Source organism: Nocardioides sp. P4_G10 (assembly GCF_056401175.1).
Window position 1 is genome coordinate 1 of the sequence record NZ_JBFUJV010000013.1, and the last position, 26,946, is coordinate 26,946.

General features: G+C 73.0%; 27 protein-coding genes. 7 read left to right on the forward strand and 20 right to left on the reverse strand.

Annotation, left to right across the window (positions count from 1 at the left end; translation table 11 throughout):
- Positions 1 to 35 precede the first annotated feature (35 nt).
- Positions 36 to 1,655, reverse strand: a complete 1,620-nt coding sequence (gene groL, locus AC1DP1_RS14070) for a chaperonin GroEL (protein ID WP_457189062.1) — start codon at positions 1,653 to 1,655, stop codon at positions 36 to 38.
- Between the two features lie 106 nt (positions 1,656 to 1,761).
- Positions 1,762 to 2,055, reverse strand: a complete 294-nt coding sequence (gene groES, locus AC1DP1_RS14075; RefSeq protein WP_129455534.1) for a co-chaperone GroES — start codon at positions 2,053 to 2,055, stop codon at positions 1,762 to 1,764.
- Between the two features lie 189 nt (positions 2,056 to 2,244).
- Between groES and AC1DP1_RS14080 the strand changes: the two genes are divergently transcribed.
- Positions 2,245 to 3,435 (forward strand): class I SAM-dependent methyltransferase, encoded by a 1,191-nt coding sequence (locus AC1DP1_RS14080; protein WP_477507357.1) that lies wholly within the window; start codon positions 2,245 to 2,247, stop codon positions 3,433 to 3,435.
- A gap of 20 nt (positions 3,436 to 3,455) precedes the next feature.
- Here AC1DP1_RS14080 and AC1DP1_RS14085 read toward each other — a convergent pair whose 3' ends face one another.
- From AC1DP1_RS14085 to AC1DP1_RS14100, 4 genes are all read right to left on the reverse strand, one after another.
- Positions 3,456 to 5,258, reverse strand: a complete 1,803-nt coding sequence (locus tag AC1DP1_RS14085) for a glycoside hydrolase family 3 N-terminal domain-containing protein (RefSeq protein WP_477507358.1) — start codon at positions 5,256 to 5,258, stop codon at positions 3,456 to 3,458.
- Positions 5,259 to 5,289: 31 nt separating this feature from the next.
- Positions 5,290 to 5,745 carry a GNAT family N-acetyltransferase gene (locus AC1DP1_RS14090; RefSeq protein WP_457189055.1) on the reverse strand — a complete coding sequence of 152 codons (456 nt, stop codon included), beginning with the start codon at positions 5,743 to 5,745 and terminating at the stop codon, positions 5,290 to 5,292.
- 66 nt (positions 5,746 to 5,811) lie between these two features.
- The gene (locus AC1DP1_RS14095) at positions 5,812 to 6,447 is read right to left on the reverse strand and encodes an MBL fold metallo-hydrolase (protein WP_477507359.1); all 636 of its coding nucleotides are present in this window, start codon (positions 6,445 to 6,447) and stop codon (positions 5,812 to 5,814) included.
- A complete protein-coding gene (locus AC1DP1_RS14100) occupies positions 6,447 to 7,565 on the reverse strand; it encodes an S-(hydroxymethyl)mycothiol dehydrogenase (protein WP_457189052.1) in 1,119 nt (372 codons plus the stop codon). The genes AC1DP1_RS14095 and AC1DP1_RS14100 overlap by 1 nt, the downstream gene beginning before the upstream one ends.
- Before the next feature lie 135 nt (positions 7,566 to 7,700).
- Between AC1DP1_RS14100 and AC1DP1_RS14105 the strand changes: the two genes are divergently transcribed.
- Complete coding sequence (locus AC1DP1_RS14105) at positions 7,701 to 8,258, forward strand: SigE family RNA polymerase sigma factor (RefSeq protein ID WP_457189050.1); 558 nt, start codon at positions 7,701 to 7,703, stop codon at positions 8,256 to 8,258.
- Positions 8,255 to 9,493: a hypothetical protein gene (locus AC1DP1_RS14110; protein ID WP_477507360.1), complete on the forward strand. Its 1,239-nt coding sequence runs from the start codon at positions 8,255 to 8,257 to the stop codon at positions 9,491 to 9,493. The genes AC1DP1_RS14105 and AC1DP1_RS14110 overlap by 4 nt, the downstream gene beginning before the upstream one ends.
- 6 nt (positions 9,494 to 9,499) lie before the next feature.
- Here the strand turns inward: AC1DP1_RS14110 and AC1DP1_RS14115 are convergent, their stop codons facing one another.
- Complete coding sequence (locus tag AC1DP1_RS14115; RefSeq protein WP_477507361.1) at positions 9,500 to 10,171, reverse strand: hypothetical protein; 672 nt, start codon at positions 10,169 to 10,171, stop codon at positions 9,500 to 9,502.
- A gap of 118 nt (positions 10,172 to 10,289) precedes the next feature.
- On the opposite strand from AC1DP1_RS14115, the gene AC1DP1_RS14120 reads away from it, so the two are divergent.
- Both AC1DP1_RS14120 and AC1DP1_RS14125 read left to right on the forward strand, forming a co-directional pair.
- Entirely contained in the window at positions 10,290 to 10,736 is a 447-nt protein-coding gene (locus AC1DP1_RS14120; RefSeq protein WP_300050003.1) for a hypothetical protein, read from the forward strand.
- Positions 10,736 to 12,241, forward strand: coding sequence for a hypothetical protein (locus AC1DP1_RS14125; RefSeq protein WP_477507362.1), 1,506 nt, complete (start codon positions 10,736 to 10,738; stop codon positions 12,239 to 12,241). The genes AC1DP1_RS14120 and AC1DP1_RS14125 overlap by 1 nt, the downstream gene beginning before the upstream one ends.
- A 107-nt stretch (positions 12,242 to 12,348) precedes the next feature.
- On the opposite strand, the gene tsaD is transcribed toward AC1DP1_RS14125, so the two are convergent.
- Genes tsaD through glmS form a run of 9 tightly spaced genes read right to left on the reverse strand, consistent with a single transcriptional unit; the run spans position 12,349 to position 21,280 of the window.
- Positions 12,349 to 13,395 carry a tRNA (adenosine(37)-N6)-threonylcarbamoyltransferase complex transferase subunit TsaD gene (gene tsaD / locus AC1DP1_RS14130; protein ID WP_477507363.1) on the reverse strand — a complete coding sequence of 349 codons (1,047 nt, stop codon included), beginning with the start codon at positions 13,393 to 13,395 and terminating at the stop codon, positions 12,349 to 12,351.
- Positions 13,388 to 13,843, reverse strand: coding sequence for a GNAT family N-acetyltransferase (locus tag AC1DP1_RS14135; RefSeq protein WP_477507364.1), 456 nt, complete (start codon positions 13,841 to 13,843; stop codon positions 13,388 to 13,390). Before AC1DP1_RS14135 ends, tsaD begins: the two co-directional genes overlap by 8 nt.
- Positions 13,840 to 14,478, reverse strand: a complete 639-nt coding sequence (tsaB, locus tag AC1DP1_RS14140; protein ID WP_477507365.1) for a tRNA (adenosine(37)-N6)-threonylcarbamoyltransferase complex dimerization subunit type 1 TsaB — start codon at positions 14,476 to 14,478, stop codon at positions 13,840 to 13,842. The genes AC1DP1_RS14135 and tsaB overlap by 4 nt, the downstream gene beginning before the upstream one ends.
- A gap of 10 nt (positions 14,479 to 14,488) precedes the next feature.
- Positions 14,489 to 15,379 carry a tRNA (adenosine(37)-N6)-threonylcarbamoyltransferase complex ATPase subunit type 1 TsaE gene (gene tsaE, locus AC1DP1_RS14145; RefSeq protein ID WP_457188299.1) on the reverse strand — a complete coding sequence of 297 codons (891 nt, stop codon included), beginning with the start codon at positions 15,377 to 15,379 and terminating at the stop codon, positions 14,489 to 14,491.
- Complete coding sequence (locus AC1DP1_RS14150; protein ID WP_457188297.1) at positions 15,376 to 16,446, reverse strand: alpha/beta fold hydrolase; 1,071 nt, start codon at positions 16,444 to 16,446, stop codon at positions 15,376 to 15,378. Before AC1DP1_RS14150 ends, tsaE begins: the two co-directional genes overlap by 4 nt.
- Complete coding sequence (gene alr, locus AC1DP1_RS14155; RefSeq protein ID WP_477507366.1) at positions 16,443 to 17,654, reverse strand: alanine racemase; 1,212 nt, start codon at positions 17,652 to 17,654, stop codon at positions 16,443 to 16,445. Before alr ends, AC1DP1_RS14150 begins: the two co-directional genes overlap by 4 nt.
- Before the next feature lie 8 nt (positions 17,655 to 17,662).
- Positions 17,663 to 19,063 (reverse strand): NAD(P)H-hydrate dehydratase, encoded by a 1,401-nt coding sequence (locus AC1DP1_RS14160; RefSeq protein WP_477507367.1) that lies wholly within the window; start codon positions 19,061 to 19,063, stop codon positions 17,663 to 17,665.
- Positions 19,064 to 19,065: 2 nt separating this feature from the next.
- Complete coding sequence (locus AC1DP1_RS14165) at positions 19,066 to 19,419, reverse strand: holo-ACP synthase (RefSeq protein ID WP_457188292.1); 354 nt, start codon at positions 19,417 to 19,419, stop codon at positions 19,066 to 19,068.
- A 16-nt stretch (positions 19,420 to 19,435) separates the two neighbouring features.
- Positions 19,436 to 21,280, reverse strand: coding sequence for a glutamine--fructose-6-phosphate transaminase (isomerizing) (gene glmS, locus AC1DP1_RS14170; protein ID WP_477507368.1), 1,845 nt, complete (start codon positions 21,278 to 21,280; stop codon positions 19,436 to 19,438).
- Between the two features lie 65 nt (positions 21,281 to 21,345).
- Between glmS and coaA the strand changes: the two genes are divergently transcribed.
- Positions 21,346 to 22,326 carry a type I pantothenate kinase gene (gene coaA, locus AC1DP1_RS14175; RefSeq protein WP_477507369.1) on the forward strand — a complete coding sequence of 327 codons (981 nt, stop codon included), beginning with the start codon at positions 21,346 to 21,348 and terminating at the stop codon, positions 22,324 to 22,326.
- 17 nt (positions 22,327 to 22,343) lie between these two features.
- Here coaA and AC1DP1_RS14180 read toward each other — a convergent pair whose 3' ends face one another.
- Positions 22,344 to 23,297, reverse strand: a complete 954-nt coding sequence (locus tag AC1DP1_RS14180) for a hypothetical protein (protein ID WP_477507370.1) — start codon at positions 23,295 to 23,297, stop codon at positions 22,344 to 22,346.
- Between the two features lie 263 nt (positions 23,298 to 23,560).
- A complete protein-coding gene (locus AC1DP1_RS14185) occupies positions 23,561 to 24,559 on the reverse strand; it encodes a GNAT family N-acetyltransferase (RefSeq protein ID WP_477507371.1) in 999 nt (332 codons plus the stop codon).
- 84 nt (positions 24,560 to 24,643) lie between these two features.
- On the opposite strand from AC1DP1_RS14185, the gene AC1DP1_RS14190 reads away from it, so the two are divergent.
- The gene (locus AC1DP1_RS14190) at positions 24,644 to 24,994 is read left to right on the forward strand and encodes a GatB/YqeY domain-containing protein (RefSeq protein ID WP_477507372.1); all 351 of its coding nucleotides are present in this window, start codon (positions 24,644 to 24,646) and stop codon (positions 24,992 to 24,994) included.
- On the opposite strand, the gene AC1DP1_RS14195 is transcribed toward AC1DP1_RS14190, so the two are convergent.
- Complete coding sequence (locus tag AC1DP1_RS14195; RefSeq protein ID WP_477507373.1) at positions 24,991 to 25,521, reverse strand: hypothetical protein; 531 nt, start codon at positions 25,519 to 25,521, stop codon at positions 24,991 to 24,993. The two genes, AC1DP1_RS14190 and AC1DP1_RS14195, sit on opposite strands and share 4 nt — an antisense overlap.
- On the reverse strand, positions 25,518 to 26,867 hold the full coding sequence (gene glmM, locus AC1DP1_RS14200) for a phosphoglucosamine mutase (RefSeq protein ID WP_477507374.1): 1,350 nt from the start codon (positions 26,865 to 26,867) through the stop codon (positions 25,518 to 25,520). Before glmM ends, AC1DP1_RS14195 begins: the two co-directional genes overlap by 4 nt.
- Between the last annotated feature and the right edge of the window lie 79 nt (positions 26,868 to 26,946).

A 26,946-nucleotide genomic window follows, 5' to 3' on the forward strand; every position in this document is an offset into this window, starting at 1 on the left:
GCCGGGCCGGCGGGTGCTGCTGGGAGCGGGATCGATCAGTGGCCGTGGCCGTGACCGTGACCGGCGGCGGCCGGCTCCTCCTCCTCGGGCTTGTCCACGATGAGGGTCTCCGTCGTGAGCAGCATCGCGGCGATCGAGGTCGCGTTGACCAGCGCCGAGCGGGTGACCTTGACCGGGTCGAGGACGCCCTGGGCGACCAGGTCGCCGTACTCGCCGGTGGCGGCGTTGTAGCCGTTTCCGACGCCGAGCTCGCGGACCTTGGAGGTCACCACGTAGCCGTTGACGCCACCGTTCTCGGCGATCCAGCGCAGCGGCTCGTCGGCCGCCTTGCGGACCACGCGGACACCGGCAGCCTCGTCACCGGTGAGGCCGAGGTTGTCCTCGAGCACCGACACGGCGTGGATGAGCGCGGAGCCACCGCCGGCGACGATGCCCTCCTCGATCGCGGCGCGCGTCGCGGAGACGGCGTCCTCGATGCGGTGCTTCTTCTCCTTGAGCTCAACCTCGGTGGCGGCGCCGACCTTGATCACGCAGACACCGCCGGCGAGCTTGGCGAGGCGCTCCTGGAGCTTCTCGCGGTCCCAGTCGGAGTCGGTGTTCTCGATCTCGGCCTTGATCTGGTTGACGCGGCCCTCGACGGCCGAGCTGTCGCCCGCACCCTCGACGATCGTGGTGTGGTCCTTGGTGATGACCACACGACGCGCCTGGCCCAGGACCTCGAGGCCCACCTGGTCGAGCTTGAGGCCGACCTCGGGGGCGACGACCTGACCACCGGTCAGGGTCGCGATGTCCTGCATCATCGCCTTGCGGCGGTCGCCGAAGGCCGGAGCCTTCACGGCGGCGACGTTGAAGGTGCCGCGGATCTTGTTGACGACCAGGGTCGAGAGCGCCTCGCCGTCGACGTCCTCGGCGAGGATGAAGAGCGGCTTGCCGGTCCCGATGACCTTCTCGAGGACCGGGAGCAGCTCCTGGATCGAGGAGATCTTGCCCTGGTGGAGAAGGATGTAGGCGTCGTCGAGGACGGCCTCCATCGACTCCGGGTCGGTGACGAAGTAGGCCGAGATGTAGCCCTTGTCGAACTGCATGCCCTCGGTGAACTCGAGCTCGGTGCCCATGGTGTTGGACTCCTCGACCGTGATCACGCCGTCCTTGCCGACCTTGTCGAAGGCCTCGGCGAGCAGGTCGCCGATGTGGCTGTCGCGGCTGGAGATCGTGGCGACGGACGCCATGTCCTCGCGGGACTCGACCTCGCGGGCCGCCTCGCGCAGGGCGTCGCCGACGGCCTCGGCCGCTGCGTCCATGCCGCGCTTGAGACCCATCGGGTTGGCGCCGGCCGCGACGGCGCGCAGGCCCTCGTGGACCATGGCCTGGGCCAGGACGGTGGCGGTGGTGGTGCCGTCACCAGCGACGTCGTTGGTCTTGGTGGCCACCTCCTTGGTGAGCTGGGCACCGAGGTTCTCGAACGGGTCGTCGAGCTCGATCTCGCGAGCGACGGTCACCCCGTCGTTGGTGATCGTGGGGGCGCCCCACTTCTTGTCGAGGACGACGTAGCGGCCCTTGGGGCCGAGCGTCACCTTGACGGCGTTGGCGAGGGCGTCCACGCCGCGCTCGAGGGCGCGGCGGGCGTTCTCGTCGAACTCCAGGATCTTGGGCATCGAAGTGCTCCTAGGAAAGGTTCGGGGTGAAAGGGTTTCGCCCGGACGTCATGGCCGGAGGTCGCAGGAGCGACCGGCGGCCATGACGTTCCGGGCGAAGAGGAGATCAGGAGACGACGGCGAGGATGTCGCGCGCCGAGAGGATCAGGTACTCCTGGCCGGAGTACTTGACCTCGGTGCCGCCGTACTTGCTGTAGATGACCTTGTCACCCACGGCGACGTCGAGCGGAACTCGGTTGCCGTTGTCGTCGATGCGACCGGGACCGATCGCCACGACCTCGCCCTCCTGGGGCTTCTCCTTGGCGGTGTCCGGGATGACCAGGCCGGAGGCGGTGGTCTGCTCGGCTTCGAGCGTCTGGACGACGATGCGGTCCTCGAGGGGCTTGATGTTGACCGACACTTCGGATCAACCTCCACTTTCTCAAACAAGAGATCTTCAGGACGTGGGCTCGCGGTCCGGCGGCACGCCGTCGCGGGGGTCGTGCCAGGCTCGCGAGCGTTGGCATTCTCGGGGTGAGAGTGCCAGAGCAGACGCTAGCACTCTGCCCAATCGAGTGCTAGCCGGAGTCGCCGCTGACAGGATGACGGCATGCAGATCGAGACGCTGGACTGGCTGCGGACAGCCGAGGGAGCCCGTCTGCTGGTCGACGCCACCCGGGCCTGGGCGGAGCACGCGGGCGACCCGGTGCGGGTCGCTGCCGTCGTACGACGTCTCGAGCCCGACGCCGAGAAGGCCGCCGCGGCCACCACGCAGGCGCAGCTGCGCGCGAAGGCCGTGGCGAAGTTCGGCGAGGCGGCGCACCTGATGTTCTTCACCCCCGACGCGCTCGAGCAGTCGACACGAGCGCGCGTCGCCGACCACCGGGCGGCACGGGTGGCCGCCGCGATCCCCGGCGGCAGCGTCATCGACCTCGGCTGCGGCATCGGCGGCGACCTCCTCGCCTTCGCGCGGGCCGGGCTCGTCGTGGGTGGGGTCGACCTCGACCCCGTGCGGGTGGCGATGGCCCGCGCCAACCTCGAGGCGCTCGGCCTCGCCGGTGCCGTGCAGGTGGGCGACGCCACCACGATCGGCGCGGCCGCCTTCGACGTCGCCTTCGCCGACCCGGCTCGTCGTGGCGGCCGAGGCCGGGTGTTCGACGTCGAGGGGTGGACGCCCCCGTGGCCGTGGGTGCTGGACCTCCTGACCCACCGCTCGCTGGTGAAGGTCGCCCCCGGCATCGACCACGACCTGGTGCCGTCGGGCGTCGAGGCGGAGTGGGTCAGCGACGGCGGCGAGGTCAAGGAGGCCGTGCTCTGGTCCCCGGCGCTCGCCACCACCGACCGCCGCGCGACCGTGATCGGCGAGCACGGGCTGGCCACGCTCACCGACGAGGACTCCCCCGTCGACGGGGAGCCCGGGACCGACGTCCGCGCCGTCGGCGCCTACCTCTACGAGCCCGACGGTGCCGTGATCCGTGCCGGTCTGGTCACCGCGGTCGCCGCCGGCGTCGGTGGCGGGCTGGTCGACCCGCACATCGCGTACGTCACCAGCGACGCCTCGTTCCGTACGCCGTTCGCGCGCGGCTACCGCGTCGTCGAGCACCTGCCCTACCGCGAGAAGCAGCTGCGCGCGGCCCTGCACGAGCGCGGGATCGGCCGGCTCACGATCAAGAAGCGCGGGGTGCAGGTCGTCCCCGACGAGCTCCGCAAGCGGCTGACCCTGCGCGGGGACAACGAGGCCACCCTGGTGCTCACCCGGGTCTCCGGTCAGGGGACGGCCCTGCTCGTCGACCCCTTCTGACGGCGCTTGCGAGCGCGCGGTCAGCAGCCGGGTCGTCCCACGCCCGGGACGTCGACCGGCAGCCGGCCCCGTGCCGGCGCCTGACCGGTCAGCACCTCGACCAGCACCTGCATCGCGGCGGGCGTGTCGCCGTAGGTGGCGATCCGGGTCGGGGCCGCCACGCGTCCCAGCACCCACGGGCTGTCGGTGGCCACGGCGACCTGGCCGTCGACGGGGGCGTCCCGGTAGCCGGTGAACCCGATCTGCGTTCCTGCCGCGAGTCGCGCGTCCTCACCGGCCTGCCACGCGTCGAGGCGCCGCTCCCGGCGGGCCTCGGCCTTCTCCCAGGCGCGCACGCGTCGCTGGTAGGCGCGCTTGCGCTCCTTCTTCCTACGATCGGGCCTCGGCTTGGCGCTGGTGAGGCCGGCCGGCGGCGAGCGACGCGCCAGGACCGTGATCCCGGCAGCCTGGGCGGCGGGGGTGAACGCCCCGACCGCGCTCGGGTCGCCGTAGGCATGCACGGCGTCGCCGACGAGCTTGCCCGAGCACGCACCGTCGGTGACCGTCACGGCGGCGGCGGAGAGGCGTCGCGACGCTGCAGCCGCCGCGCCGGGCGCCGACCTCGGCTGCTGCGCGGACGCGGCGAGGTGGGTGAGCAGGGCGATCTGCCGCGCGGCCGCCTGCTCCAGCCGGTGGCGGGGCAGGGTGCCACCGCGTACGGCGCGCACCAGCGCTGCCCGCGCCACGGCGGGCGAGGGCGGCATCAGCAGGACGTCGGAGCCGGCGCGGAGGGCCTGCACCGCCGTGCGCCCGGGGTCGCGGCCGCGGGTCACGGCGGCCATCTCCAGCGAGTCCGTCACGACGAGGCCCGCGAAGCCGAGCTCGTCGCGCAGCAGCCCGGTGACCACCTTGCGCGACAACGACGACGGCACCCGGGGGTCCACGGCGCGCACGTCGAGGTGGCCGACCATCACCGCCGGGAGCCCGGCCTCGATGCCGCGGGCGAAGGGCACGAGGTCGGACGCCTCGAGCTGCGCCTTCGTCCTGCCCTGCACCGGCAGGGTCAGGTGGCTGTCGGCCGGCACGGACCCGTGGCCCGGGAAGTGCTTGATGACCGGCAGGACGCCGGCCGTGCCGAAGCCGGTGGCCGCCGCGACGACGTGCTCGGCGACGACACCGGGTCGCGACGAGGCGGACCGCGACCCGATCGTGGGGTCGCCGGGGCCCGACGTGACGTCGGCGTCCGGGGCGAAGTCGACGGTGAAGCCGAGCCCGCGCAGCTCCGCGGCCCCGGCGGCGTACGCCTCCTGCGTCAGCCCCGCGTCACCAGCGGCGCCGGTGCTCATGAAGGTCGGGAACCGGGTCGCCGCGCCGCGCAGCCGCTCGACCACGCCACCCTCCTGGTCGACGCCGAGGAAGAGCGGCCACGTGCGGGGGACCTGGCGGGTCAGCGCCCTGTTGACGGCCCTGACCTGCTCGGCCGAGGCCACGTTGGCACTGAAGGCGATCACGCCTCCGAGGTGCAGGTCCCGGACCATCCGCACCGGGGCGTCGGTCCCCTGCCAGTCGGCGACGATGACCTGACCGGCGAGGTCGGGCAGCTTCATCCGGCCGACGATCCGCGCCGCCCGGTCCAGCTCGGCCCCGGTGGGACCCCACCCCTCGGCCAGCCCGAGCTCCTCCGACGGCGTCGGCGGGACGGTCGGCGTGCTCGTGGCGGCCGTGCTCTCTGCGGTCCTCTCCTCGTCCCCGCCCGGGCCCTGTCCGTCGCACGCGGCCAGCGACGCGACGAGCACGAGGGAGGCTCCGAGGCTCACCAGGGGCGAGGCGGGGCGGGAGCGCATCACGCCATGGTGGCACGGCACCACCGACAGCTCACCGCCCGCGACGGTCAGGACGCTCCCAGGGCCAGTCGCTCTCGATCCAGGCAGCCACGGCAGCTGCCAACGGCTGGTCGAGCCCGGCCCGGTCGGCCCGCACCCACGACTGCACCTTGACGTCGTGCTGGTCGGACCTGCTCGGGTAGAGGTAGACGCAGCCGATCACCTCACGACTGCCCGGCTCGAGCACGGTGAACGTGAAACCACGTCGCGCCTCGAAGTCCGCCGCGTGCCGGGTGAGGTCGGCGAGGTTGTCCTCGAGCGACATGCCGCCGGCGGGCGGCCACGACCCGTCCGCGTAGCCCGGCGTGGCGCGGACGTGCGCGATGCTCGACGACCACGCCGCGTGGTCGGACTCGTTGTGCTGCGGCCCGAGCGGCTCGAGCACGAAGTCGTCCGTCACCAGCGACGTCGGTGGCGCGAAGTCCTCGGGCACGAAGTCGGTGGTCATCCGGCGACCGTAGCCCGGCCGGCCGCCGAGCCGCCCGGCTCGAGGAGAGCCGGGCGGCCTGGCGCCTCAGGCGGAGAGGCCCTCGCGCTCCGCACCGATCGTGGTGTCGGGACCGTGGCCGGTGTGCACGACCGTCTCGTCCGGCAGCTCGAGCAGCCGGCGACGGATCGAGTCCCTGATGACATCGGCGTCGCTGTAGGAGCGGCCCGTCGCACCCGGGCCACCCTCGAACAGGGTGTCGCCGGTGAACACGCAGCCGAGGTCGTGGACGTAGAGGCACACCGCGCCCGGCGCGTGACCCGGGGTGTGGATCACCTTGATCGCAGCACCCCCGATCGTGAGGGTCTGGTCGTCGGCCAGGTCGACGTCCCAGAGCTCGGCGCCCTCCTCGTCGCCCCCGTGGGTCAGCTCCCACAGCGGGCGGTCGTCGGGGTGCAGCAGGATCGGCGCCCCGGTGCGGCGCCGGAGCTCCGGCGCCACGCGCACGTGGTCGTCGTGGGCGTGGGTGCACACGATCGCCTTGACGGCCCGGCCGGCGACGACCGCCATGATCGCGTCGACGTCGTGGGGAGCGTCGACGACCAGGCACTGCTCGTCGTCACCGATCACCCACAGGTTGTTGTCCACGTCGTGCGTCTCGCCGTCCAGGGAGAACGTCCCCGAGACGACGGCGTGGTCGACCCGCACGGACGAGGCGCCCATCACAGCACCACCACCGAGCGCAGCACGTCGCCCTGGTGCATCTTGTCGAAGGCGGCCTCGACGTCGCCGATGCCGATCTCCTCGGTCACGAACGCGTCGAGGTCGAGCCGGCCCTGCTGGTAGAGGTCGACGAGCATCGGGAAGTCGCGCGACGGCAGGCAGTCGCCGTACCAGGAGGACTTCAGCGACCCGCCGCGTCCGAAGACGTCGATGAGCGGGATGTCCGGCACCTTCATGTCCGGCGTCGGCACGCCGACCAGCACGACGGTCCCGGCGAGGTCGCGCGCGTAGAACGCCTGCTTCCACGTCTCCGGGCGTCCGACGGCGTCGATCACCACGTCGGCGCCGCCCTCGTGGCCGGTGCCGTCCGGCGGCGGCGTCAGCGACCGGATCGCCTCGACCGGGTCCACCTCGGAGGAGTTCACCGTGTGGGTGGCGCCCATCGAGCGCGCCAGCTCGAGCTTGCGGTCGTCGAGGTCGACGGCGATGATCCGCGCCGCCCCCGCCAGGGCCGCCCCGGCGATCGCGGCCGCGCCGACGCCGCCGCAGCCGATGACGGCCACGGTGGAGCCGCGGCCGACGTTGCCGGTGTTGATGGCGGCACCGAGGCCGGCCATCACGCCGCAGCCGAGGAGGCCGACCGCAGCTGCACGGGCCGACGGGTCGACCTTCGTGCACTGGCCTGCGGCGACCAGCGTCTTCTCCGCGAAGGCGCCGATGCCCAGCGCGGGCGAAAGCTCGGTGCCGGCGAGGTCACCCTCGGCGAGCGTCATCTTCTGCGTGGCGTTGTGGGTGGCGAAGCAGTACCACGGCTCGCCGCGGTTGCACGCGCGGCAGTCGCCGCACACGGCGCGCCAGTTGAGGACGACGAAGTCGCCCGGCTCGAGCCCGGTCACGTCCGGGCCGACCGACTCGACGACGCCGGCCGCCTCGTGGCCGAGGAGGAAGGGGAAGTCGTCGTTGATCCCGCCCTCGCGGTAGTGCAGGTCGGTGTGGCACACCCCGCAGGCCTGGATCTTCACCACCGCCTCGCCCGGGCCGGGATCGGGGACGTTGATCGTGGTGAGCTGCACCGGCTCGCCCTTCGCGAGCGCGACGACGGCCTGGACCTGCTGCATGGGTGTGCCTCCTGTGGATCGGGTCGACGAGAGCCTTGCAACGCAAGCCAAACAGATGCAACCACCTGCCGAGGAGTCGCGTCCTCACCCCGACACACCACGCGGAAGAACACGCGGACGGACAGGAGGTGGACGATGAGCGCGACACTCGTCGACATGGGCAAGCACGACCGGCAGGCCGACAAGGACGCCGACTTCTCGGCGTACATGTCGGGGCGCCAGTCGGCGCTCTACCGGACGGCGTACCTCCTCGCCGGCGACCACGCCGGCGCCGAGGACCTGCTCCAGACGGCGTTCGCCAAGCTCTACCTGTCCTGGGACCGCATCCGCGACCGCGAGGCCCTCGACGGCTACGTCCGACGGATCATGGTCAACGAGAACAACTCGCTGTGGCGGCGGGCGTGGAAGCGCCGCGAGCACACGACCGACACCATGCCCGAGACCGGCGCTGTCGACGTGTACGACGACGGCATGGGCGGGGCGCTCTGGTCGTTCGTCCAGACCCTGCCGCCCAAGCAGCGCTCGGTCGTCGTCCTGCGCTACTACGAGCAGCTGAGCGAGGCCGAGATCGCCGACGTGCTCGGGATCTCCGTCGGGACCGTGAAGTCGCAGGCCAGCCGCGCGCTGGCCGCGCTGCGCGCCCGTGCCCCGCACTCCCTCAACCCCCACGAGTCCGGAGACGATGCACGATGAGCCCCACTCCCCTCGAGGACCAGGTGCACGACGCGCTGCACCGCACCGCCGATCCCCTGCAGCGCGCGCCGTTCACCGTGACCGACGTCCGCACGCACGCCCGCCGGATCCAGCGCCGCCGCGCCGTGGTGGCCGGCGCCGCGGTCGCCGCCGTCCTGGCGATCGCCATCCCTGTCGGCGCCGGCATGGTCGGGCCGTCCCCACGGAGCGACGTCCCTCCCGCCACCGAGCCGCCCGCACCCCGGATCACCGGGACCGTCCGCATCGACCCGCTCACCGCCCCCGTCGGCGCCGAGCTCGCCGTGCCCCTCATCAACGTCGACGAGCCGAGCCTGACCGTCGACGGCGAGACCGTCGCCCTCCCCCGCGTCTACGACCAGCTGACGCCGTACGTCGAGGGCTGGGTCGGCGTCAGCTTCACCGACGACGGCGGCGGGCGCGCCGTGCAGGTCCTCGACCCCGACTTCCGTGTCCTCGACGAGGCGGCGCCGAGCAGCCCCATGGCCGTCTCGGCGGACGGCTCGCGGATCGCGTGGGCCGAGCACGACGGCTCGCGCTGGACCGTCGTGGACCGGGACCGGGACGGAGCCCGCGAGGAGCGACGGACGGCACTGCCCCCCGGTCCTCAGGACGCCCGGGTCCGCCCGGTCGGCTTCCTCCCCGGCGACGCGCTCCTGCTCGGCACGACCGACCCCGCCACCAACCGGGAGTCGGCGTCCGTCGTCGGTCCGGACGGGAGCACCGCACCGCTGCCCGGCTCGCTGCGGGTGGGCTCGGCGTCGGAGGCCACCGGCCTCTTCTCCGTCCAGACCAGGTTCACCGGCGACGGCTCCTGCTGGCAGGTGCGCGACGCCGGCGCGGGCGGTGCCGAGGTCTGGCAGACGTGCGACTACTCATTGCTCGGCTTCAGCCCCGACGGTCGCCACCTGCTCGGCTTCACCGACTACCTCACCCCCGACGGATCGCCGACCATGGCGGTCCTCGACGCGGCAACCGGCGAGCGGGTGGTCGACTTCGAGCTGGTCGGCGCCCGCACCGGCGTGGTCGGCATCAACCCGGAGGTGGCCTGGGAGGACGACGACACCGTCGCGGCCACGCTCGTGGCCGGCAACCGGCAGTACGTCGTACGCCTCGGGCTCGACGGCACGGTCGAGCGGGTCGGCGGCGAGGCGGTCGACCTGCGGCCGGGTCAGGTCGCGCTCAAGCTCGCCGCCCCCGGCGACCCGCCGGGCTGAGGAAGGTCACAGGCGCATCCGCGGGCTGGAGTAGGTCGCGATAACCGACTGCAACAGCTCCTGCTGCACCTCGTCCGGCACCTCGAGGTCGAAGTTCAGCTGGACCTTCGTGACGTGGTTGTCCTCCCAGAGCGTGACCGCGTGCATGTCGTAGAACTTGTCCCTCGCCGTGTAGTAGCCGGAGGTCAGCCCGCCCATGAGGACGTCGTCCTGCTTCTGGTAGTTCTTCGGCTTGCGCCCGCGCGTCCAGAAGTAGCTCTCGGCCTGCTTGGGCGTCAGCACGTCGCCACCCGTCGCGACCACGCTGAGCAGCGCGCCCCCGCTCTTCCCGTCCACTCGGCCAAGGGCGCTGTCGACGACCACTGAGTCGAAGGTCTGCTTCCAGCCCTGGGGGATGTTGACCCGGATGTCGCTGACGTCGAGCCGCGGTCCCGATGCCGGCTCGACGGCCTCGGCCTCGGGCACGAGCAGCGGCTCGGTCGGGCTTGCGGTCAGGCTCTCGGTCGGGGTGTCCGTGGGGCTGTCGGTCGGAGCCGCCGACGACGTCTCGGTCCCGGACGGGTCGGTGCCGCCGTCGTCGCTCCCGCACGCGCCCAGCGCCAGCACCGTCACGATCGAGACCGTCAGCGCCGCAGCTCGGCGTCCACCCACCGTCGTACCCCCGAGTCGTCGTCGCACGCCCAGACGGTAGCGGACGGGGCAGTTACGACCACGTGTGGTCCCGACGTGACCTGATCTGTGAAAATGCCTCCGACAACGACGTTTCACCGCCGGGCACGGCGGGAATGGGGGACCCATGCTGACCGCTGCCGACGTAGGGCTCGTGACCAACGTGATGAAGGGCATCAACGCGCCCGAGAGCCTCATCCAGAGCATCCGCACGCTGCTCACCACCAACTCCGACGGCCTGGGCGGCACGAAGCTGATCCCGGTGGGGACCAGCCACTTCGGCGGCTCGACCAACGGCCACCGCCTCGGTGTCAACGCCCAGATGGCGCACCAGGAGGCCGAGCAGGAGTTCCAGAAGCTCGCCGACTCGCTGCGCGCCTACAGCGACGCCATCAAGCTCTGGGCCGACGACGTCCGTGACGTCGACGGCAGCACCAACGCCGAGATGACGACGCGTGCGGCCGCGCTCGCCCAGGTCAACGACACCATCGACCAGGCGCGCGACCAGTCCTCGAGCAGCACCATGGGCGACGGCCAGTACACCGAGCCCCCGGCTGCAGGGGACGGTGCCTGATGACCGACGGAGTCGAGCGCGCCCGCCTGCGCACCTACCTCACCGGCGCCCAGGCCGAGACGAGTGACCTCGCCGGCGACAACTGGCGGCACTGCGGCTACATCCTCGCTGAGACCGCCGAGGCACTGCGCAAGGGAGCCACCCAGATCCGCGACGGCGAGGGCGACGGCCAGGACGGTGGGCTGTCCGGGATGATGGCCGACGCCCTGCTGGCGGCCTTCGAGGACTCCTCGAGCAGCATGGAGGAGAAGGGCACGCGCCTCGTCGGCGGCGGTGACGCCCTCAAGGACGCGGCCCGCGTGATGAGCAACGCCAAGACCGCCGAGGCCGGCATGGCAGACCTGCAGCAACCGCCGGCCTACACGGCGCCGACCCCGCTGCCGGGCCTCCCTCCCACGCCGAAGGAGATCCAGGCCGAGGCCAACAAGCGGCACGCCGCGAACCAGGAGATGTCGGCCTACAACACGGCCCGCGCCCAGCAGGAGGCCGCGGCCGCGCAGTGGACGCAGAAGCTCGACGCAGTCTTCCTCGGGTCGATCCCGCCGATGCAGGCGATCCACGGGCAGCCCGACCCCACCGAGCCGCCGCCGTCGGTGCCGAGCAGCCCGTCCAGTCCCTCCCTGCCGCCGACCGGGCCGCGCACCCCCGGCGTCCCCGACCCGACGGACCCCAGGGATCCGAAGGACCCGGACAAGGACCCGGACAAGGATCGCGACAAGGACCCGGACAAGCCCGACCCGGTCGACCCGGAGAAGCCGGAGAAGCCGGAGAAGCCGGACCCGGTCGACCCTGAGAAGCCGGACCCGGTCGACCCGCAGCCGCCCCGCAACCCGATCACCACGCCGACCCACCCGATCCACCAGGTGCCGGGAGAGACCAGCACGATCGGGGGCTCGTCGCAGAGCGGCGTCACCTACAACCCCTCGGCGGGCCAGGCTCCGGCCGGCCCGAGCACGGGGGGATCGGCCGGCGGCATGAACGCCGCCGCGATGGGCGCCGCAGGTGCCGCCGGCGGCGCCAGCGGCATGGCGGGCGGCATCCGGGCCGGCGCAGCTCCGGCTCCGGCCGGCAGCTCACCCGCCCGACCGATCGGCGCGACCGGCCGCAGTGGCAGCGCGGGCGCGCTGTCGCGTCCCGCCAGCGCCTCCGGCTCGGCAGCCGCGCGCGCTGGCACGGCCGGGAGCCCCGCCGCCCGCGGTGCGGGCTCGGCAGGTGCCCGCGGTGCCGGCTCCGCAGGTGCCCGCGGTGCCGGCTCGGCCGGGGCGCGTGGCGCGGGCTCGGCCGGCGGTCGTGGAGCCGGCTCGGCCGGTGGTCGCAGCGCAGGATCGGGCACCGGGTCGCGGTCCGGTGGACGCGGATCGACCGGTGCCCGCGGCGCCGCCGGAGGCGCCAACGGTCGCGGCGGCCGCAAGGGCGACGACGACCAGGCCGCCGATCGCGACAGCCTGGTCTACGAGCAGGACTGGCTCGGTGACGACGACGTCGCACCCGGAGTCCTCGACTGAGGTCCGCCTCGTTCGAGCGTCCGTGATGCAGGTCCCCGCTCTCGGGCGGGGACCTTCGTCATGTCCGGAGGACGTGGGAGCGACGTCGCGGACGACGTCGGGTGGTGTCAGGCGACGACGGTCGTGATCGGTTGCGAGGAGTCGGCCGGCAGGTCGAGCCCTGACGGCGTACGGCCGCGGGCGACGAGCTCGGCCCCGAGGGCGGCGACCATGGCGCCGTTGTCGGTGCACAGACCCGGACGCGGCACGCGCACGCGGATGCCCTGCGCCGCTGCCCGCTCCTCGGCCATCGCGCGCAGCCGGCTGTTGGCGGCCACACCGCCGCCGATGAGGATGTCCTCGATCCCGCGGCTGGTGGCCGCGTCGATCGCCTTGCGGGTCAGCACGTCGCACACCGCCTCCTGGAAGGAGGCGGCGACGTCGGCGACGTCGATGGCGACGCCCTCGCGCTGCTGGGTCTCGACCCAGCGGGCGACGGCGGTCTTGAGCCCCGAGAAGGAGAAGTCGAAGCGGTGCCGCTCGAGGTCGCGTCGGTTGGTGAGCCCGCGCGGGAAGTCGATGGCGACGCTGTTGCCGCTGCGCGCCTGCTTGTCGATGTGGGGTCCGCCGGGGAACGGCAGGCCCAGGAGTCGGGCGACCTTGTCGAAGGCCTCCCCCGCCGCGTCGTCGATGGTCGAGCCCATCGGCTCGACGCCGACGGTGACGTCGGTGACCTCGAGCAGGCTGGAGTGGCCGCCCGAGACGAGCATGGCCAGGCACGGCTCCGGCAGCGGTCCGTGCTCGAGCTGGTCGACCGCCACGTGGGCGGCGAGGTGGTTGACGCCGTAGATGGGCTTGCCCAGGCCGAGAGCCAGGGCCTTGGCGCTGGCCACGCCGACCAGCAGCGCTCCGGCCAGGCCGGGGCCGCTGGTGACGGCCACGGCGTCGATGTCGCTCAGCGCGATACCGGCCGTCTCCGCGGCGCGCTCGATCGTGGGCACCATCGCCTCGAGGTGGGCGCGGCTGGCGACCTCGGGCACCACGCCGCCGAAGCGGGCGTGCTCCTCGACGCTGCTGGCCACCGTGTCGGCCAGGAGGGTGTGCCCCCGGACGATGCCGACCCCGGTCTCGTCGCAGGAGGTCTCGATCCCGAGGACCAGCGGCTCGTCAGTCATGGGCCGTCGCCGTGTGCTCGCGGGCGGCGCCCGGGAGCCAGCGACACATCACCAGCGCCTCGGACCCGTCGCGGTAGTAGTGGGGGCGGACGTCGATGACGCTGAACTGCCGGGCCACGTAGAAGCCCAGGGCGGGGGCGTTGGTGACGCTCACCTCCAGCAGCATCCGCGAGGCGCCCTCGGTGTCGACGAGGAGCTCGTCGAGCAGGCGCGAGGCGAGGCCCGTGCGGCGCGCGGCGGGGCGGACGCCGATCCGCAGCAGGTCCACGATGTCGCCCGCGGTCATGGTCACGGCGTAGCCGGAGAGGTCGTCGGCGACGACGAAGCGGCGCCCCAGGCCGTCGATCTCCTGGCGGATGAGCTCCTCGCTCCACGCGTCGGGTCCGAACAGCTCCTGCTCGAGGGCACGGAGCGCCGGCAGGTCGGCGAGGGTGGCGGGACGGATCACGAGACGGGCTTCCTGGGTGCGCCGGCGACCGCGTCGGGGCGGCGCAGGTAGAGGGGTTCGGGGTCGAGCAATTCTACGAGCTCGGACACGACGCCGGCAGCCAGCCAGCCGGCGCTCGGCCGGGTGGGGGTGATCGGGTGCGGGAAGGCGTCGGGGTAGAGCCCGGGCCCGGCGCCGGCGACCGGGGCGTCGGTGGCGACCTCGGCCGGGCGGGTGACGACCGGTCCTTCGAGGCGGCGGCCCTCGACGTCGTACGAGGCCAGGTAGACCTCCTTGCGCCGGGCGTCGGTGGCGACGAGGAAGCTGTCGTGGGTGGTCCCGCTGCCGACGACCTCCAGCGCGACGGCGTCGAGGGAGCAGACGCCGTAGACGGGGATGTCGAGGACGAAGCCGAGGGTGCGAGCGGTCACGACCCCCACGCGGAGGCCGGTGAACGGACCGGGACCGACGCCGACGGCGACGGCCGTGAGGTCCTGGCGCACGACGCCCGCCTCCTCCATGCACCGCGCGATGAGCGGCGCGAGGTGCTCCCCGTGCTTCATCGGCTGCTCGGAGGAGTGCTCGACGACCACGCGCTCGCCGTCGTGGAGGGCGACGGAGACCAGCGGGGTCGCGGTGTCGAAGGCCAGCAGCACGGCGTCGAGGCTACTGCCCGACGATCCAGCGCAGCGAAACCCGGCGGGGGTCGAGCTCGTCGCCGACCGGCGCGTCACCGACGGTCCGCTCGATCACGACCTCGAGGCGCGAGTCGGCCAGGCCCTCGGCCAGGCCCGCACCCCACTCCACGACGGTCACCGCGGAGTCGAGCGAGGTGTCGAGGTCGAGGTCGTCGAGCTCGTCGAGCCCGCCGAGCCGGTAGGCGTCGACGTGGACGAGGTCGGGCCCGTCGCCCAGGGCAGGGTGCACGCGGGCGATCACGAACGTCGGCGACGTGACGCCGCCGCGCACGTCCAGTCCCTGGCCGAGCCCCTGCGTGAAGGTCGTCTTGCCGGCCCCCAGCTCGCCGGTGAGCACGACCAGGTCGCCGGCGACCAGGCCGGACCCGACGCGCACACCGAGCTCGCGCATCGTCTCCGCGTCGGGGGCGTCGAAGGTCGTGCCGAGCCACCTCGCGAGCTCGACGTAGGGGCTCGTCCCGCCGGTGACGACGAAGTCGTGCGCCTCCCAGAAGGCGACGGTGCCGGGCAGCTCCTCGCGGGCGACGACCCGCACCGCCGAGCGACCGGTCGCCGCCTCCACGGCCGCTTCCACCAGGGCCGAGGCCACTCCCCTGCCCTGGGCGGCGGGCGTCACGCCGAAGCGGCGGAGCACGAGCCCGTCGGGGTCGGGGTCGAGCACGACGCACCCCACGGGACGGTCGTCGAGGACGGCGAGCAGGCCACCGCGCCGGGCGAGCAGGCGCTTGACGGAGTCGATGTCCTCGCCGAGCGCGTCGGCCGGTGGGTCCAGGGCGGGCCGGGCACCGAAGGCCTCCCGCACGACCGCGAGGACGTCGGCGGCCGCCTCGGGTCCCACCCGGCGTACGACAACGCTCACAGCAGGCCCTCGCCCTGGGCGAGGGAGATGAGGTCGTCGAGCTCGGCGGTGACCTGCTTGTGGCGCTCGAGCAGCACCATGTGGCCGGCGCCCTCGCACTCCAGCAGGCTCGAGCCGGGGATCCGGCTGTGCAGCTTGCGGCTGTGCCCGACGGAGGTGATCTTGTCCTCGGTGCCGCAGATGATCGCCGTGGGCACCCGGCTGAGGGGTTCGAGGTGATCGAAGTGGTCGAGGGTCGCGAAGGCCGGGTAGAAGTCCGCGACGACGGCGAACGGCGTCGAGTTCAGCATCGAGTAGACGAACTCCACCATCGCGGCCGGTACGTCGTCGCCATCGCCGAACGCGTAGCGGTCGGTGAAGACGTCGGCGACGGCGTGGCCCCACGCGCGCGCGACGTCGACGACCCGGTGACCGCGGTCGAGGGTGCGCACGGCGCGACCGACGAACCGGCCGCCGAGGCCCAGCGGCAGCATCGGGAACAGGATCCGGCCGGGGTCCAGCCCGCCGGCCGTGGTCGACATGAGGGCGGCACCGACGACCGTGTCGCCGAACAGCTCGGGGTAGTGCTCGGCCAGGGAGATCACGCTCATCCCGCCCATCGAGTGGCCGACGACGACGCAGCGTCCGGGGACCGTGTCCTCGATGACGCGGCGCAGGTCGTGGCCGAGCTGCTCGATCGTGCAGTGCTCCTCGTCGGAGCGGGCCGACCGGCCGTGGCTGCGCTGGTCGTAGAAGACCGTGCGCACCTGGCCGCGGTAGGCGGCGCGCTGGAAGTGCCAGCAGTCGAGGTTGAGCGAGTAGCCGTGCACGAAGACGACGGTCAGGTCGTCGTCGGTGGCGGGCACACCGCCGAAGTCCTCCGGCTCGTCGATCTCGACGTGGAGGTCGAGCGCGTCGTCGGCGACGACCACGCGCGGCGCGCTGTGGAGCTCACCGAACGCCACGTCCTCGCCGGCGGCACGGTTGCCGATGACGCGGTTCTGGCGGGCGATGCCCACGGCGCCGGCGGCAGCGGCCAGGCCGGCTGCGCCCACGACGGTGCCGAAGATGCGGCCCTTGATGCTCAACGGGGGGTCCTTCCGGAGTCCTCGGTGTCGGCTTCGGTGTCGGCTTCGGTGTCCGCCTCGGTGTCTGTCTCGGTGTCCGCCTCGGTGTCGATGTGCCTGCGGACCAGCCGGCCTCCGACGCGGGTGACGATCTCGTAGCTGATCGTGTCGACGGCGTCCGCCCAGTCCTGGGCGGTGGGCTCGCCGAGGTCGCCGGCGCCGAAGAGGACGACCTCGGTCCCGGCCGGCGGCAGCTCGCCGTGGAGGTCGACGACGAGCTGGTCCATGCACACGCGGCCGCGGACCGGCCGCTGGGAGTCGCCGACCCAGACGTGGGCGGTGTTGCCGGCGGCGCGTGGCACCCCCTCGCCGTAGCCGGCCGGCACGACGCCGACGGTGGTGTCCTCGGCGGCGTGCCAGGTGTGCCCGTAGGAGACGCCCTCACCGGCCCGGACGACCTTGCTCATCACCAGGCGGGCACGCACGGTCATGGCGGGCCGGAGGCCGAGGCGCGGGCTGACGCCGGGCGCCGGGTCGAGGCCGTAGGTCGCGATGCCGCAGCGGACGAGGTCGAAGTGGGAGGAGGGCCGCAGGATCGTCGCGGCGGAGTTGGCGAGGTGGGTGACGTCCGGGTCGAGCCCGGCCCTCTCGGCCAGGGCGAGCGCCTCGCGGAAGGCCGCCTCCTGGGCGTCGTTGGCCGGGTGGGCCGGCTCGTCGCTCGCGGCGAAGTGGGACCAGATCCCGGTGACGGTGATCCGCCCCTGCCGCTCGAGGTCGCTCGCCACGGCGAAGAGGCGCTGCCACTCCGAGCGGGGCGATCCGCCGCGCGAGAGACCGGTGTCGACCTTGAGCTGCACCCGGGCAGAGCCCACCGCCGCGATCTCCTCGAGCTCGGTGACCGAGTAGGCAGTGACCTCGATCCCGGCCGCGACGGCGGCGGCGAAGTCGTCGCCGGGAGCGCTGAGCCAGCACAGCAGCGGGCCGTGGTCGCCGGCGGCCCGCAGCGCGAGCGCCTCCTCGATGGTCGCCACCCCGAGCCAGTCGGCGCCGGCGTCGCGGGCGGCGGCCGCGACCTCGACCATGCCGTGGCCGTAGCCGTCGGCCTTGACGACCGCCATCAGCTGCACGGGGCCGTCGACGCTCACCAGGTCCTTGAGGATGCGCACGTTGTGCCGGACGGCGGCGAGGTCCACCACGATCTCGGCGCGATGCGGCACGCGATCGGTCATGCCCTCGATCATCCCAAACCTTCGAGGACGTCGCGCACCAGCCGCGGGATCTGGACCGCGACGCGGCTCGCCGTCAGCGGTCCACCGGCGGCTGCCTGGGTCGCGGCGGCTCCGTGCAGCCACGAACCGACGGACGCGGCGTCGTACGGCTCCAGTCCCGCCGCGAGAAGCGCACCGACGAGCCCGGCGAGCACGTCGCCGGCGCCGGCGGTGGCGAGCCACGGCACCCCCGTGGTGGTCACCCGGACCCGCCCGTCGGGGCTGGCGACGAGCGTGTGGTGCCCCTTCAACAGGACCACGCAGTCGAAGCGGGTCGCCGCGGCGCGCGCGTGCTCGAGCGGCGAGGCCTCGACTTCTTGACGCTCGATGCCGAGCATGGCCGCCAGCTCGCCGGCGTGCGGGGTCAGCACGCAGCCGGGCACCGTCCCGTCCACGTGGCGCAGGGCGTCGGCGTCGACGACCACCGGCACGTCGTCGGCGCGGGCCTCGGCGAGCATCGTGCCCGCGTCGTCACCACCGCCGGGGCCCACGACCCACGCCTGGACGCGGCCGTCGCCGACGACCTCGGGGTGCGCGCTGCGCACGGTGTCGGCGATCGCCGCAGGCCCGACGTAGCGGACCATCCCGACCAGCCCGGAGTTCGCTCCGGACACGGCGAGCAGGGCGGCACCCGGGTAGGTGCCCGAGCCCGCGCGCACGCCGACCACGCCGCGGGTGTACTTGTGCGCAACGTCGTCGGGCCGCGGCAGCAGGGCGCGCACTTCGTCGGGCTGGAGCGCCTCGACCACGGGCGGGCCGAGCTCCGGGTCGTCGAGGCCGAGGTCGACGAGGTGGACGGCACCGCTCGCGAGGCAGGCGGGGTCGACGAGGTGGGCGACCTTGTGGGTGCCGAAGGTGACCGTCAGGTCGGCGCGGACGTGCGGGCCGTCGAGGGTGCCGCCGTCGACGTCGACGCCGGACGGCACGTCGACCGCCACGACGGGCACCGCGGGGAAGCGCTCGAGCGCCGCCACCGCGTCGGGGCGGAGCCCCGGGCGACCGCCGATGCCGACGATGCCGTCCACCAGCACGTCGGGCACTGGGTGGAGGGTGTCGAGGTCCCGGGTCGCCCGGCCGCCGGCGGCACGCAGGGCGGCGAGCCCCGCGTCGTGCACGCGATCGGCGAGGAGGAGGGCCTCCACCGCCGCGCCCCGCGCCGCGAGCCGGGCTCCCGCCCACAGCGCGTCGCCACCGTTGTCCCCGGGGCCGACCAGCAGGAGCACGCGCCGGCCGTAGCCGCCGCTGAGCAGGTCGAGGACCGCGGCGGCCAGGCCCGCGGCGGCGCGCTGCATCAGGGCGCCGTCGGGCAGGCGGGCCATCGCGGCCGCCTCCGCGCGGCGTACGTCCGAGACGAGGTGGGCGCGCAGCACGGTCAGCTCTCCAGCACCACGACGGCCGACGCGATGCCGGCGTCGTGGGACAGCGAGACGTGGACGTGGGCGACGCCCATCGCCTCGGCGCGGGCGGCGACGGTGCCGCGGATCTCGAAACGCGGCCGCCCGGTCTCCTCCGAGACGATCTCGGCGTCGTGCCACGCCATCCCGACGGGCGCACCGAGCGCCTTGGCGATCGCCTCCTTGGCGGCGAACCGCGCGGCCAGCGACGCGGGCGGCCGCGACGCCTCGGCGTCGGTGAACAGCCGCGACCGCAGCGACGGCGTGCGCTCGAGGGACTGCACGAAGCGGTCGATGTCGACCACGTCGATACCGACGCCGATGACCGGCACGCGCTGCTCCTGGCCCTTACTCGACCGTGACGGACTTGGCGAGGTTGCGGGGCTGGTCGACGTCGTGGCCGAGCTGGGTGGCCAGCTCGCACGCGAACAGCTGCAGCGGCACCACGGCGACGAGCGGCTGCAGCAGCACCGGCACCTGCGGCAGCGTGATCAGCACGTCGGCGTAGGGCGTGATGGTGGTGTCGCCCTCCTCGGCCAGGCAGAGGGTGCGGGCGCCGCGCGCTCGCACCTCCTGGATGCCGCTGATCATCTTGTCGTGCAGCTGGTCGCGGCCGCGGGGCGGCACCACGCACAGGATCGGCAGGCCCTCCTCGACCAGGGCGATCGGGCCGTGCTTGAGCTCGCCGGCGGCGAAGCCCTCGGCGTGGAGGTAGGCGATCTCCTTGAGCTTGAGCGCGCCCTCGAGGGCCACCGGGTAGCCGGCGTGGCGGCCCAGGAAGAGCACCGAGCGGCTCTCGACGTGGTCGCGGGCCAGGCCGTAGACCTGCTCGGACTTGTCGAGCACGGTCTGGATGTGGGCAGGCATCTGGTCGAGCTGGTCCATGACCTGCGAGATCTCGTCGCCGTAGCGGGTGCCCTTGACCTGCGCGAGGTAGAGGGCGAGGAGGTAGCAGGCGACGAGCTGGGTGAGGAAGCCCTTGGTCGACGCGACGCCGATCTCCGGGCCGGCGTGCGTGTAGATCACGCCGTCGGACTCGCGCGGGATGGTCGAGCCGTTGGTGTTGCAGATGGCGAGGACCTTCGAGCGCTGCACCCGCGCGTGCCGGATCGCCTGGAGGGTGTCGGCGGTCTCGCCGGACTGGCTGATCGCGACGACGAGGGTGGAGGTGGTGAGGATCGGGTCGCGGTAGCGGAACTCGCTGGCGAGCTCGACCTCCACCGGGATGCGGCACCAGTGCTCGATGGCGTACTTGGCCACCATGCCGGCGTAGAACGACGTACCGGCCGCGATGATGATGATCTTGTCGACGTCGCGCAGGTCCTGGTCGGACAGGCGCATCTCGTCGAGCTGCAGCAGGCCGTCGGTGCCGCGGCGCCCGAGGAGCGAGTCGGCGACCGCGCGCGGCTGCTCGAAGATCTCCTTGCGCATGAACCAGTCGTGGCCGTCCTTCTCGGCGGCCGAGAGGTCCCAGTCGACGTGGTAGCGGCGGCCCTCGGCGGGCGTGCCGTCGAAGCCGGACACGCTGACGCCCTCGCGGGTGATGGTGACGACCTGGTCCTGGTCGAGCTCCATCGCCTCGCGGGTGTGCTCGATGAAGGCAGCGACGTCGGAGCCGAGGAAGTTCTCGCCCTCCCCGATGCCGACGACGAGCGGGCTGTTGCGGCGGGCCGCGACGACGCGGTCGGGGTCCTGGGCGTCGACGGCGACGAGCGTGAAGGCGCCCGCGAGGCCACGGCAGACGTTCTGCATGGCGACCGTCAGGTCGACACCCGTCTCGAGCTGTTCCTCCAGCAGGTGGGCCGCCACCTCGGTGTCGGTGTCGGAGGCCATCTCGACGCCCTCGGACTCGAGGCGCTGGCGCAGCTCGGCGAAGTTCTCGATGATCCCGTTGTGCACGAGCGCGACGCGGCGCTCACGCCCGAGGTGCGGGTGGGCGTTGCGGTCGGTCGGCGGGCCGTGGGTCGCCCAGCGGGTGTGGCCGATGCCGGTGGTCACCTGCGGAAGCGGAGCGTCGGCGATGGCCTTCTCGAGGTTGGCCAGCTTGCCGGCGCGCTTGTCGGAGACGATCGTGCCGCCGTCGACGAGGGCGATCCCCGCGGAGTCGTAACCCCGGTACTCGAGGCGCCTGAGGCCCTCGATCACGACGCCTTCAGCCGGCTGGGCACCTACGTACCCGACGATTCCGCACATGGCCGGGGAGTCTATCTATAGGCCGCTGCACGGCTGCGCCCCCGTGCGGTGCCACAATCGCACCCATGTCCGAGGTCGCACCGCCCTCCAACGGCACGACCCCCAGCAATGAGACCTCCCCCTACGTCGAGCTCGAGCGCGCGGCGTGGGCGCAGCTGGCCGGAACGGCCGAGACGACGCTGACGCGTGAGGAGGTCGCCCGGCTGCGCGGACTCGGCGACCAGCTCGACCTGCGCGAGATCGAGCAGGTCTACCTCCCGCTGTCGCGCCTGCTGAGCCTCTACGTCGCGGCCAACTCCCGGCTCCACCGCGAGCAGGAGGAGTTCCTGCACCGCGTCACCCCGCCGCGTACGCCGTTCGTGATCGGGCTCGCGGGATCCGTGGCGGTCGGCAAGTCGACGACCGCCCGCGTCCTGCAGCAGATGCTCGCCCACTGGCCCGAGCACCCCAACGTCGCGCTGGTGACCACCGACGGCTTCCTGCTGCCCAACGCCGAGCTCGAGCGCCGAGGGATCCTGCACCGCAAGGGCTTCCCGGAGTCCTACGACCGCCGGGCACTGCTCAAGTTCGTCATCGACATCAAGTCCGGCCGCGACGAGGTCGAGGCGCCGATCTACTCCCACCTCGTCTACGACGTCCTCCCCGACGAGAAGGTCGTGGTGAAGCGCCCCGACATCGTCATCATCGAGGGCCTCAACGTCCTGCAGCCCGCGCGGGTGCGCGACGACGGCCGCACCGGACTGGCCGTGAGCGACTTCTTCGACTTCTCCGTCTACGTCGATGCCGCGTTGACCGACATCAAGCGCTGGTACGTCGACCGCTTCCTCCGCCTGCGCGAGACCGCCTTCCGCGATCCGGCGTCCTACTTCCGCAAGTACGCCGCGCTCTCCCACGACGAGGCCGTCGACCAGGCCACCCGCATCTGGGACTCGATCAACGAGCCCAACCTGGTCCAGAACGTCTCCCCCACCCGCTCCCGCGCCAACCTCGTCCTCCGCAAGGACGCCGACCACTCCGTCCGCTACGTGCGGCTGCGCAAGCTCTGAAGCACGACCTGACGACGTCAGGCCGCCCGGCACCACCCTCCGGCCGCCAAGCCGCGCTCGACCTGGTCGAAGAAGTCGTCGGCGGCGACGCGGAGACCGAGGAGCGGGAGTCGCAGGACGGTCGACCTGCTGAGGCTGACCTCGTTCTGGCGAAGCGCGTCCGGGACGACTGACGTGGCCCACGAGTGGTGGATGCCGTCGATCTCGACCACCAGGCCGAAGTCGTCCCAGCACACGTCGAGGTAGTAACGACCGTGGCGGCCCCGGCGCACCTGCTGGCGGTCGGGCTCGGGAATCCCTCGGCGGCGACACTCCCGGGCGAAGTCGAGCTCACCCAGCGACCGCACCCCACCGAGCAGGTCGGTGACGACCGCGTGCATCAGCTCGCGGCGCCGGTCGCGGTGGATGGCGAGCAGTGCCCGTCCGACGAGCTCCGGGGTCGTGAGCCCTTGCTGCACCGGCATCGTCAGCAGGAGCGCCGCCTGCTTGTCGCTCCTCGCCCACATCGCGGCTCTCAATGCTGCGACGGGCACTCGCGTACGGGGTACTCCGGTCGTTACGCAGTCGACCGCGCACCAGCGTCGCGTCCGGCGGATGTCGAGCCCGGTCCCCGTCAGCGGCTTCACACCCCGCGGCACGGACACCCGGAGCACCGACACGTCGTAGTTCGACAGACCGGAGGCGACCAGGCTTGCCTCTCCGTCGAGCATCGCGCGGTCGCCGCCTTCGGAGACGGCCGCCCAGCGGCGGCCCGCGGGTGAGACGGGACCCGTGTGCAGGCAGACGGACCGTGTCCACACTCGCTGCCAACGCTGCGCGCTGATCTGTGCCCGCAGCTCACCGCGGGTGAGCCCGGCTGCGTAGGCCTGGGCTCGGGAGACGACGCCGCCCTGCGTGTCGGCAAGCGCCGACAGCTCCGCGTGGATGTGTCGCCGCTCCCGTGGACCGTGCCTTCTCGCGATTGGCTGCATGCCGTTCAGGGTCGATGCACCGGACAGCCTGGACGAGGCCGCGGCCCTCGCGCCTGTGGACAGGACCCTTGGTGAGCGCCCTGTGGATCGACTGCGGCCTACTCGGTCGCCGAGGTACCGCCAGGACGTCATGGCGCACGGTCCTCCGAGCAGCCACCTTCCATGACGCTGTCGTTGGACGTCATGGCCGGCGGTCGTCAGGACAGCCACCCGCCATGACGTCAGGCGGCGAGTGTCGCCGTACGACTGACGACGCCCGCTGGTCACAGCTTCTTCTGCAGCTCCAGCAGCGTCTCGATGGTGCGGTAGCCCAGCGCCTCGTTGACGGCGTTCATCTGGGCGTTGACCTCGGCGTTGGAGGTGTCGACCGAGAGCAGCCCGGGCCAGCTCGCGACCGCGAGGTCGTGGGTCGCGGTCTTGAGCACCAGCCCGAGGCGCCTGCCCCGGTGCGCGGGGTCGACGATCGTGATGCCGATCTGGCCGTGGGCCGGGTCGCTGTCGTCGACGCGCAGGTCGGACACGCCGGCCACGGAGCCGTCCGGCGCGATGGCCATCGCCGTCAGCAGGTGCCGCCCCACGGACACCTGCCGCTGCTCGGCCTCGCGGATGCGCTCGAGGGTCCACTCGGACGCCTGGAGGTCGAGCTCGCCGAGCGGCACCTCCGACATCAGCATGCCCAGCAGGCGCCCGAACGACGCCAGGTGCTCCTCCGGGCACACGGTGTCGAAGGTGATGACGCGGTAGCCCTCCGGGACCGGGGCCGATGCGGCCAGCGCGTCGCGGCGAGCCACGAAGTCGGCGAGGGTCAGCTCCTTGATGGACTCCCGGCTCGCCACCTCGTAGCCCATGACCCGCGCGAAGAGCTCGGGCCCGGTGCCGGACCCGCCCGGCGGGAGGTAGGCCTCGCTCTGGATCGTCGTACGACCGTCGCCCGCGGCGATCACCTCGACCTCCTCCACCAGCCGGCGGCCGATGCCCTCGCGGGTGCGGTCGGGCCGGACGTAGGCGAAGCCCATGGCGGTGTGCAGGTTCTCCTTCAGCGTGCGGACGACCAGCCCCGCGCCGACCATCTCGCGGCCGTCGATCGCGGCCACCAGGGTGACGCCGCGCTCGGGGTTCGGGGTGGGCAGCGCGACCCGGCTCTGCTCCCACAGCGGCCACGGCTTGCCGGGCCGGTCGGCGGTGGCGGCATGCCCGACCTCCCACCACGCGCGCAGGGCCGCCTGGTTGTGCGGGTTGAACTGCTCGATGTCGACGCCCACGCCGTGACGGTAGTGGCCCGGGAGGTCGACCTGCACGCCGATAACAGGGTGCGTAGGACGACGCTGCTGCGGGAGGGTCGGGGCATGACCACCGACTCACCGCTCCGCACCCGGCTGCGCGCGGCGCTTCTCGAGGCCCGCAAGGCCAGGGACGCCGAGACCGTGTCGACCCTGCGGACGGCGCTGTCCGCGCTCGAGAACGCCGAGGCGGTGCCGACCGCTGCCCGCGCCGGCGCGATCGAGCAGGCGCCGGTCGGGGCGGGCGCCGCCGAGGCGGAGCGCCGGGTGCTCAGCGACGCCGACGAGCTCGCACTTCTCGACGAGGAGATCGCCTCGCTGCACGAGGCTGGACGGGTGCTCGCGTCCACCGCGCCCGAGCGGGCGACAGCGGTGCGGCGCGCCGCCGGGGTGCTCGCCGACCTGCGGGAGGCCTAGGAGCGCGAGGCCCGCCGTCGGCGGGCCGCTTCGATACGGTCGGCCTCGCGGATGGACGCTCTCGCCATCACGCGCCCCCGCCAGCGCACGAGGGCGCCGATCACGAGGACGAAGGCGGGCATGCCGATCCCGAGCCAGAGCCAGGTGGAGAGCGGCGAGCTCGCCTCCACCGACGAGCCGTCCGGCGAGACCCACAGCGTCCACGTGTCACCGACCTCGCGCTCCTTCGGGCCCGATCGACGGAACGTCGCGGTCCGCACGTCGTCGCCCTCGGACCAGCGCAGCTCGTAGGAGGTMAAGGTCCGGTCGTCATCCCCGGGTCGCGGACCCTCGTGCACGGAGACGACCGTCGTCTCCCGCTGGTCGGTGCCGCCCAACAGGTGGGCGCGCGTGCCGGGCGTCAGGACGGCCAGCACGACGGCGAGCGCCAGCCCGATCCCGATCCCGAAGGCCACGTCGCCGAGCGAGAGCCACCCGCGGTGCTCCGGCTCGTGCTCCTCGGGGCCCGGCCGTGGATCGGTGGTCACGGAAGTGAGAGCTGGCGGCGTACGACGTCGGCGAGCCGCGACGCGACGCCCTCGGCCTCGTCCTCGGTGGGCGCCTCGACCATCACGCGCACGATCGGCTCGGTGCCGGACGGGCGCAGCAGGATGCGACCGCGCTCCCCGAGCACGGCCTCCTCCTCCGCGACGGCCGCGGCCAGCACGGCGTCCTCGTCGGCGCGCGACTTGTCGACGCCCGACACGTTGAGCAGGACCTGCGGGAGCCGGGACATCACCGAGGCGAGGTCGGCCAGCGACCGGCCGGTGGTGGCCATCCGCTCCATGACGTGGAGCGTGGTCAGGATGCCGTCGCCGGTGGTGGCGTGGTCGCTGAGGATGACGTGGCCGGACTGCTCGCCGCCGAGGTTGTAGCCGGAGACCTTCATCGCCTCGAGGACGTAGCGGTCGCCGACCTTGGTCTGGCGCACGCCGACACCACCGGCGCGCATGGCATGCACGAAGCCGAGGTTGCTCATCACGGTGGCGACGACGGTGTCCTTCGCCAACCGGCCCTGCTCGAGCAGCGAGAGCGACAGGATCGCGAGGAGCTGGTCGCCGTCGACGACGTTGCCGTCGGCGTCGACGGCCAGGCAGCGGTCCGCGTCGCCGTCGAGCGCGAAGCCGGCGTGGGCGCCGTGCTCGACGACGGCCTTCTGCAGGTCACCGAGGTGCGTGGACCCGCAGTCGTCGTTGATGTTGAGGCCGTCGGGGTCGGCGTGGATCGCGATCACGGTCGCGCCGGCGTCCTCGAGCGCACGCGGACCCGCGGCGTGAGCGGCGCCCTCGGCGCAGTCGAGGACGACCTTGAGCCCCACCAGCGGGTGGCTGATCGTGCCCTCGAGGTGGGCGGCGTACTCCTCGACCGCGGTCTCGTAGGTGCTCACCCGGCCGACACTGCCACCGGTGGGCCGCTCCCACGGCTCGCCCATCCGCCGCTCGATCGCGACCTCGATCGCGTCGTCGAGCTTGTGCCCGCCGCGGGCGAGGAACTTGATGCCGTTGTCGGGCATGGGGTTGTGGGACGCCGACAGCATCACGCCGAGGTCGGCGCCCAGCCTGTCGGTCATGTAGGCCACACCCGGCGTCGGCAGCACGCCGAGCAGGAGCACGTCGACACCGGCCGACGCGAGGCCCGCGACGACCGCGGCCTCGAGGAACTGGCCCGAGATGCGGGTGTCGCGGCCCACGACGGCGAGGGGTCGGTGCCCGGCGAACTCGCCGCGATCGGCCAGGACGTGGGCGGCGCAGACCGAGAGGTCGAGGGCGAGCTCCGCCGTCAGGTCGGCGTTGGCCAGGCCCCGGACGCCGTCGGTGCCGAAGAGTCGCGTCATGGCCCGGGAGCCTACGGGTCGCCCGCGTCCGGTGCAGAAACGAGGCCGGACGTGCGACGAGGCCCGCACCGTCGGACGA

Coding starts and splice junctions, on each gene's coding strand:
- coaA (WP_477507369.1), top strand. CDS start 21,346: ATGTCCGAGGTCGCACCGCCCTCCAACGGCACGACCCCCAGCAATGAG.
- AC1DP1_RS14095 (WP_477507359.1), bottom strand. CDS start 6,447: ATGGGCGCCTCGTCCGTGCGGGTCGACCACGCCGTCGTCTCGGGGACG.
- glmM (WP_477507374.1), bottom strand. CDS start 26,867: ATGACGCGACTCTTCGGCACCGACGGCGTCCGGGGCCTGGCCAACGCC.
- AC1DP1_RS14190 (WP_477507372.1), top strand. CDS start 24,644: ATGACCACCGACTCACCGCTCCGCACCCGGCTGCGCGCGGCGCTTCTC.
- AC1DP1_RS14180 (WP_477507370.1), bottom strand. CDS start 23,297: ATGCAGCCAATCGCGAGAAGGCACGGTCCACGGGAGCGGCGACACATC.
- AC1DP1_RS14110 (WP_477507360.1), top strand. CDS start 8,255: ATGAGCCCCACTCCCCTCGAGGACCAGGTGCACGACGCGCTGCACCGC.
- glmS (WP_477507368.1), bottom strand. CDS start 21,280: ATGTGCGGAATCGTCGGGTACGTAGGTGCCCAGCCGGCTGAAGGCGTC.
- groL (WP_457189062.1), bottom strand. CDS start 1,655: ATGCCCAAGATCCTGGAGTTCGACGAGAACGCCCGCCGCGCCCTCGAG.
- alr (WP_477507366.1), bottom strand. CDS start 17,654: ATGACCGATCGCGTGCCGCATCGCGCCGAGATCGTGGTGGACCTCGCC.
- AC1DP1_RS14125 (WP_477507362.1), top strand. CDS start 10,736: ATGACCGACGGAGTCGAGCGCGCCCGCCTGCGCACCTACCTCACCGGC.
- AC1DP1_RS14100 (WP_457189052.1), bottom strand. CDS start 7,565: ATGCAGCAGGTCCAGGCCGTCGTCGCGCTCGCGAAGGGCGAGCCGGTG.
- AC1DP1_RS14080 (WP_477507357.1), top strand. CDS start 2,245: ATGCAGATCGAGACGCTGGACTGGCTGCGGACAGCCGAGGGAGCCCGT.
- AC1DP1_RS14105 (WP_457189050.1), top strand. CDS start 7,701: ATGAGCGCGACACTCGTCGACATGGGCAAGCACGACCGGCAGGCCGAC.
- AC1DP1_RS14120 (WP_300050003.1), top strand. CDS start 10,290: ATGCTGACCGCTGCCGACGTAGGGCTCGTGACCAACGTGATGAAGGGC.
- AC1DP1_RS14085 (WP_477507358.1), bottom strand. CDS start 5,258: ATGCGCTCCCGCCCCGCCTCGCCCCTGGTGAGCCTCGGAGCCTCCCTC.
- tsaD (WP_477507363.1), bottom strand. CDS start 13,395: ATGACTGACGAGCCGCTGGTCCTCGGGATCGAGACCTCCTGCGACGAG.
- AC1DP1_RS14090 (WP_457189055.1), bottom strand. CDS start 5,745: ATGACCACCGACTTCGTGCCCGAGGACTTCGCGCCACCGACGTCGCTG.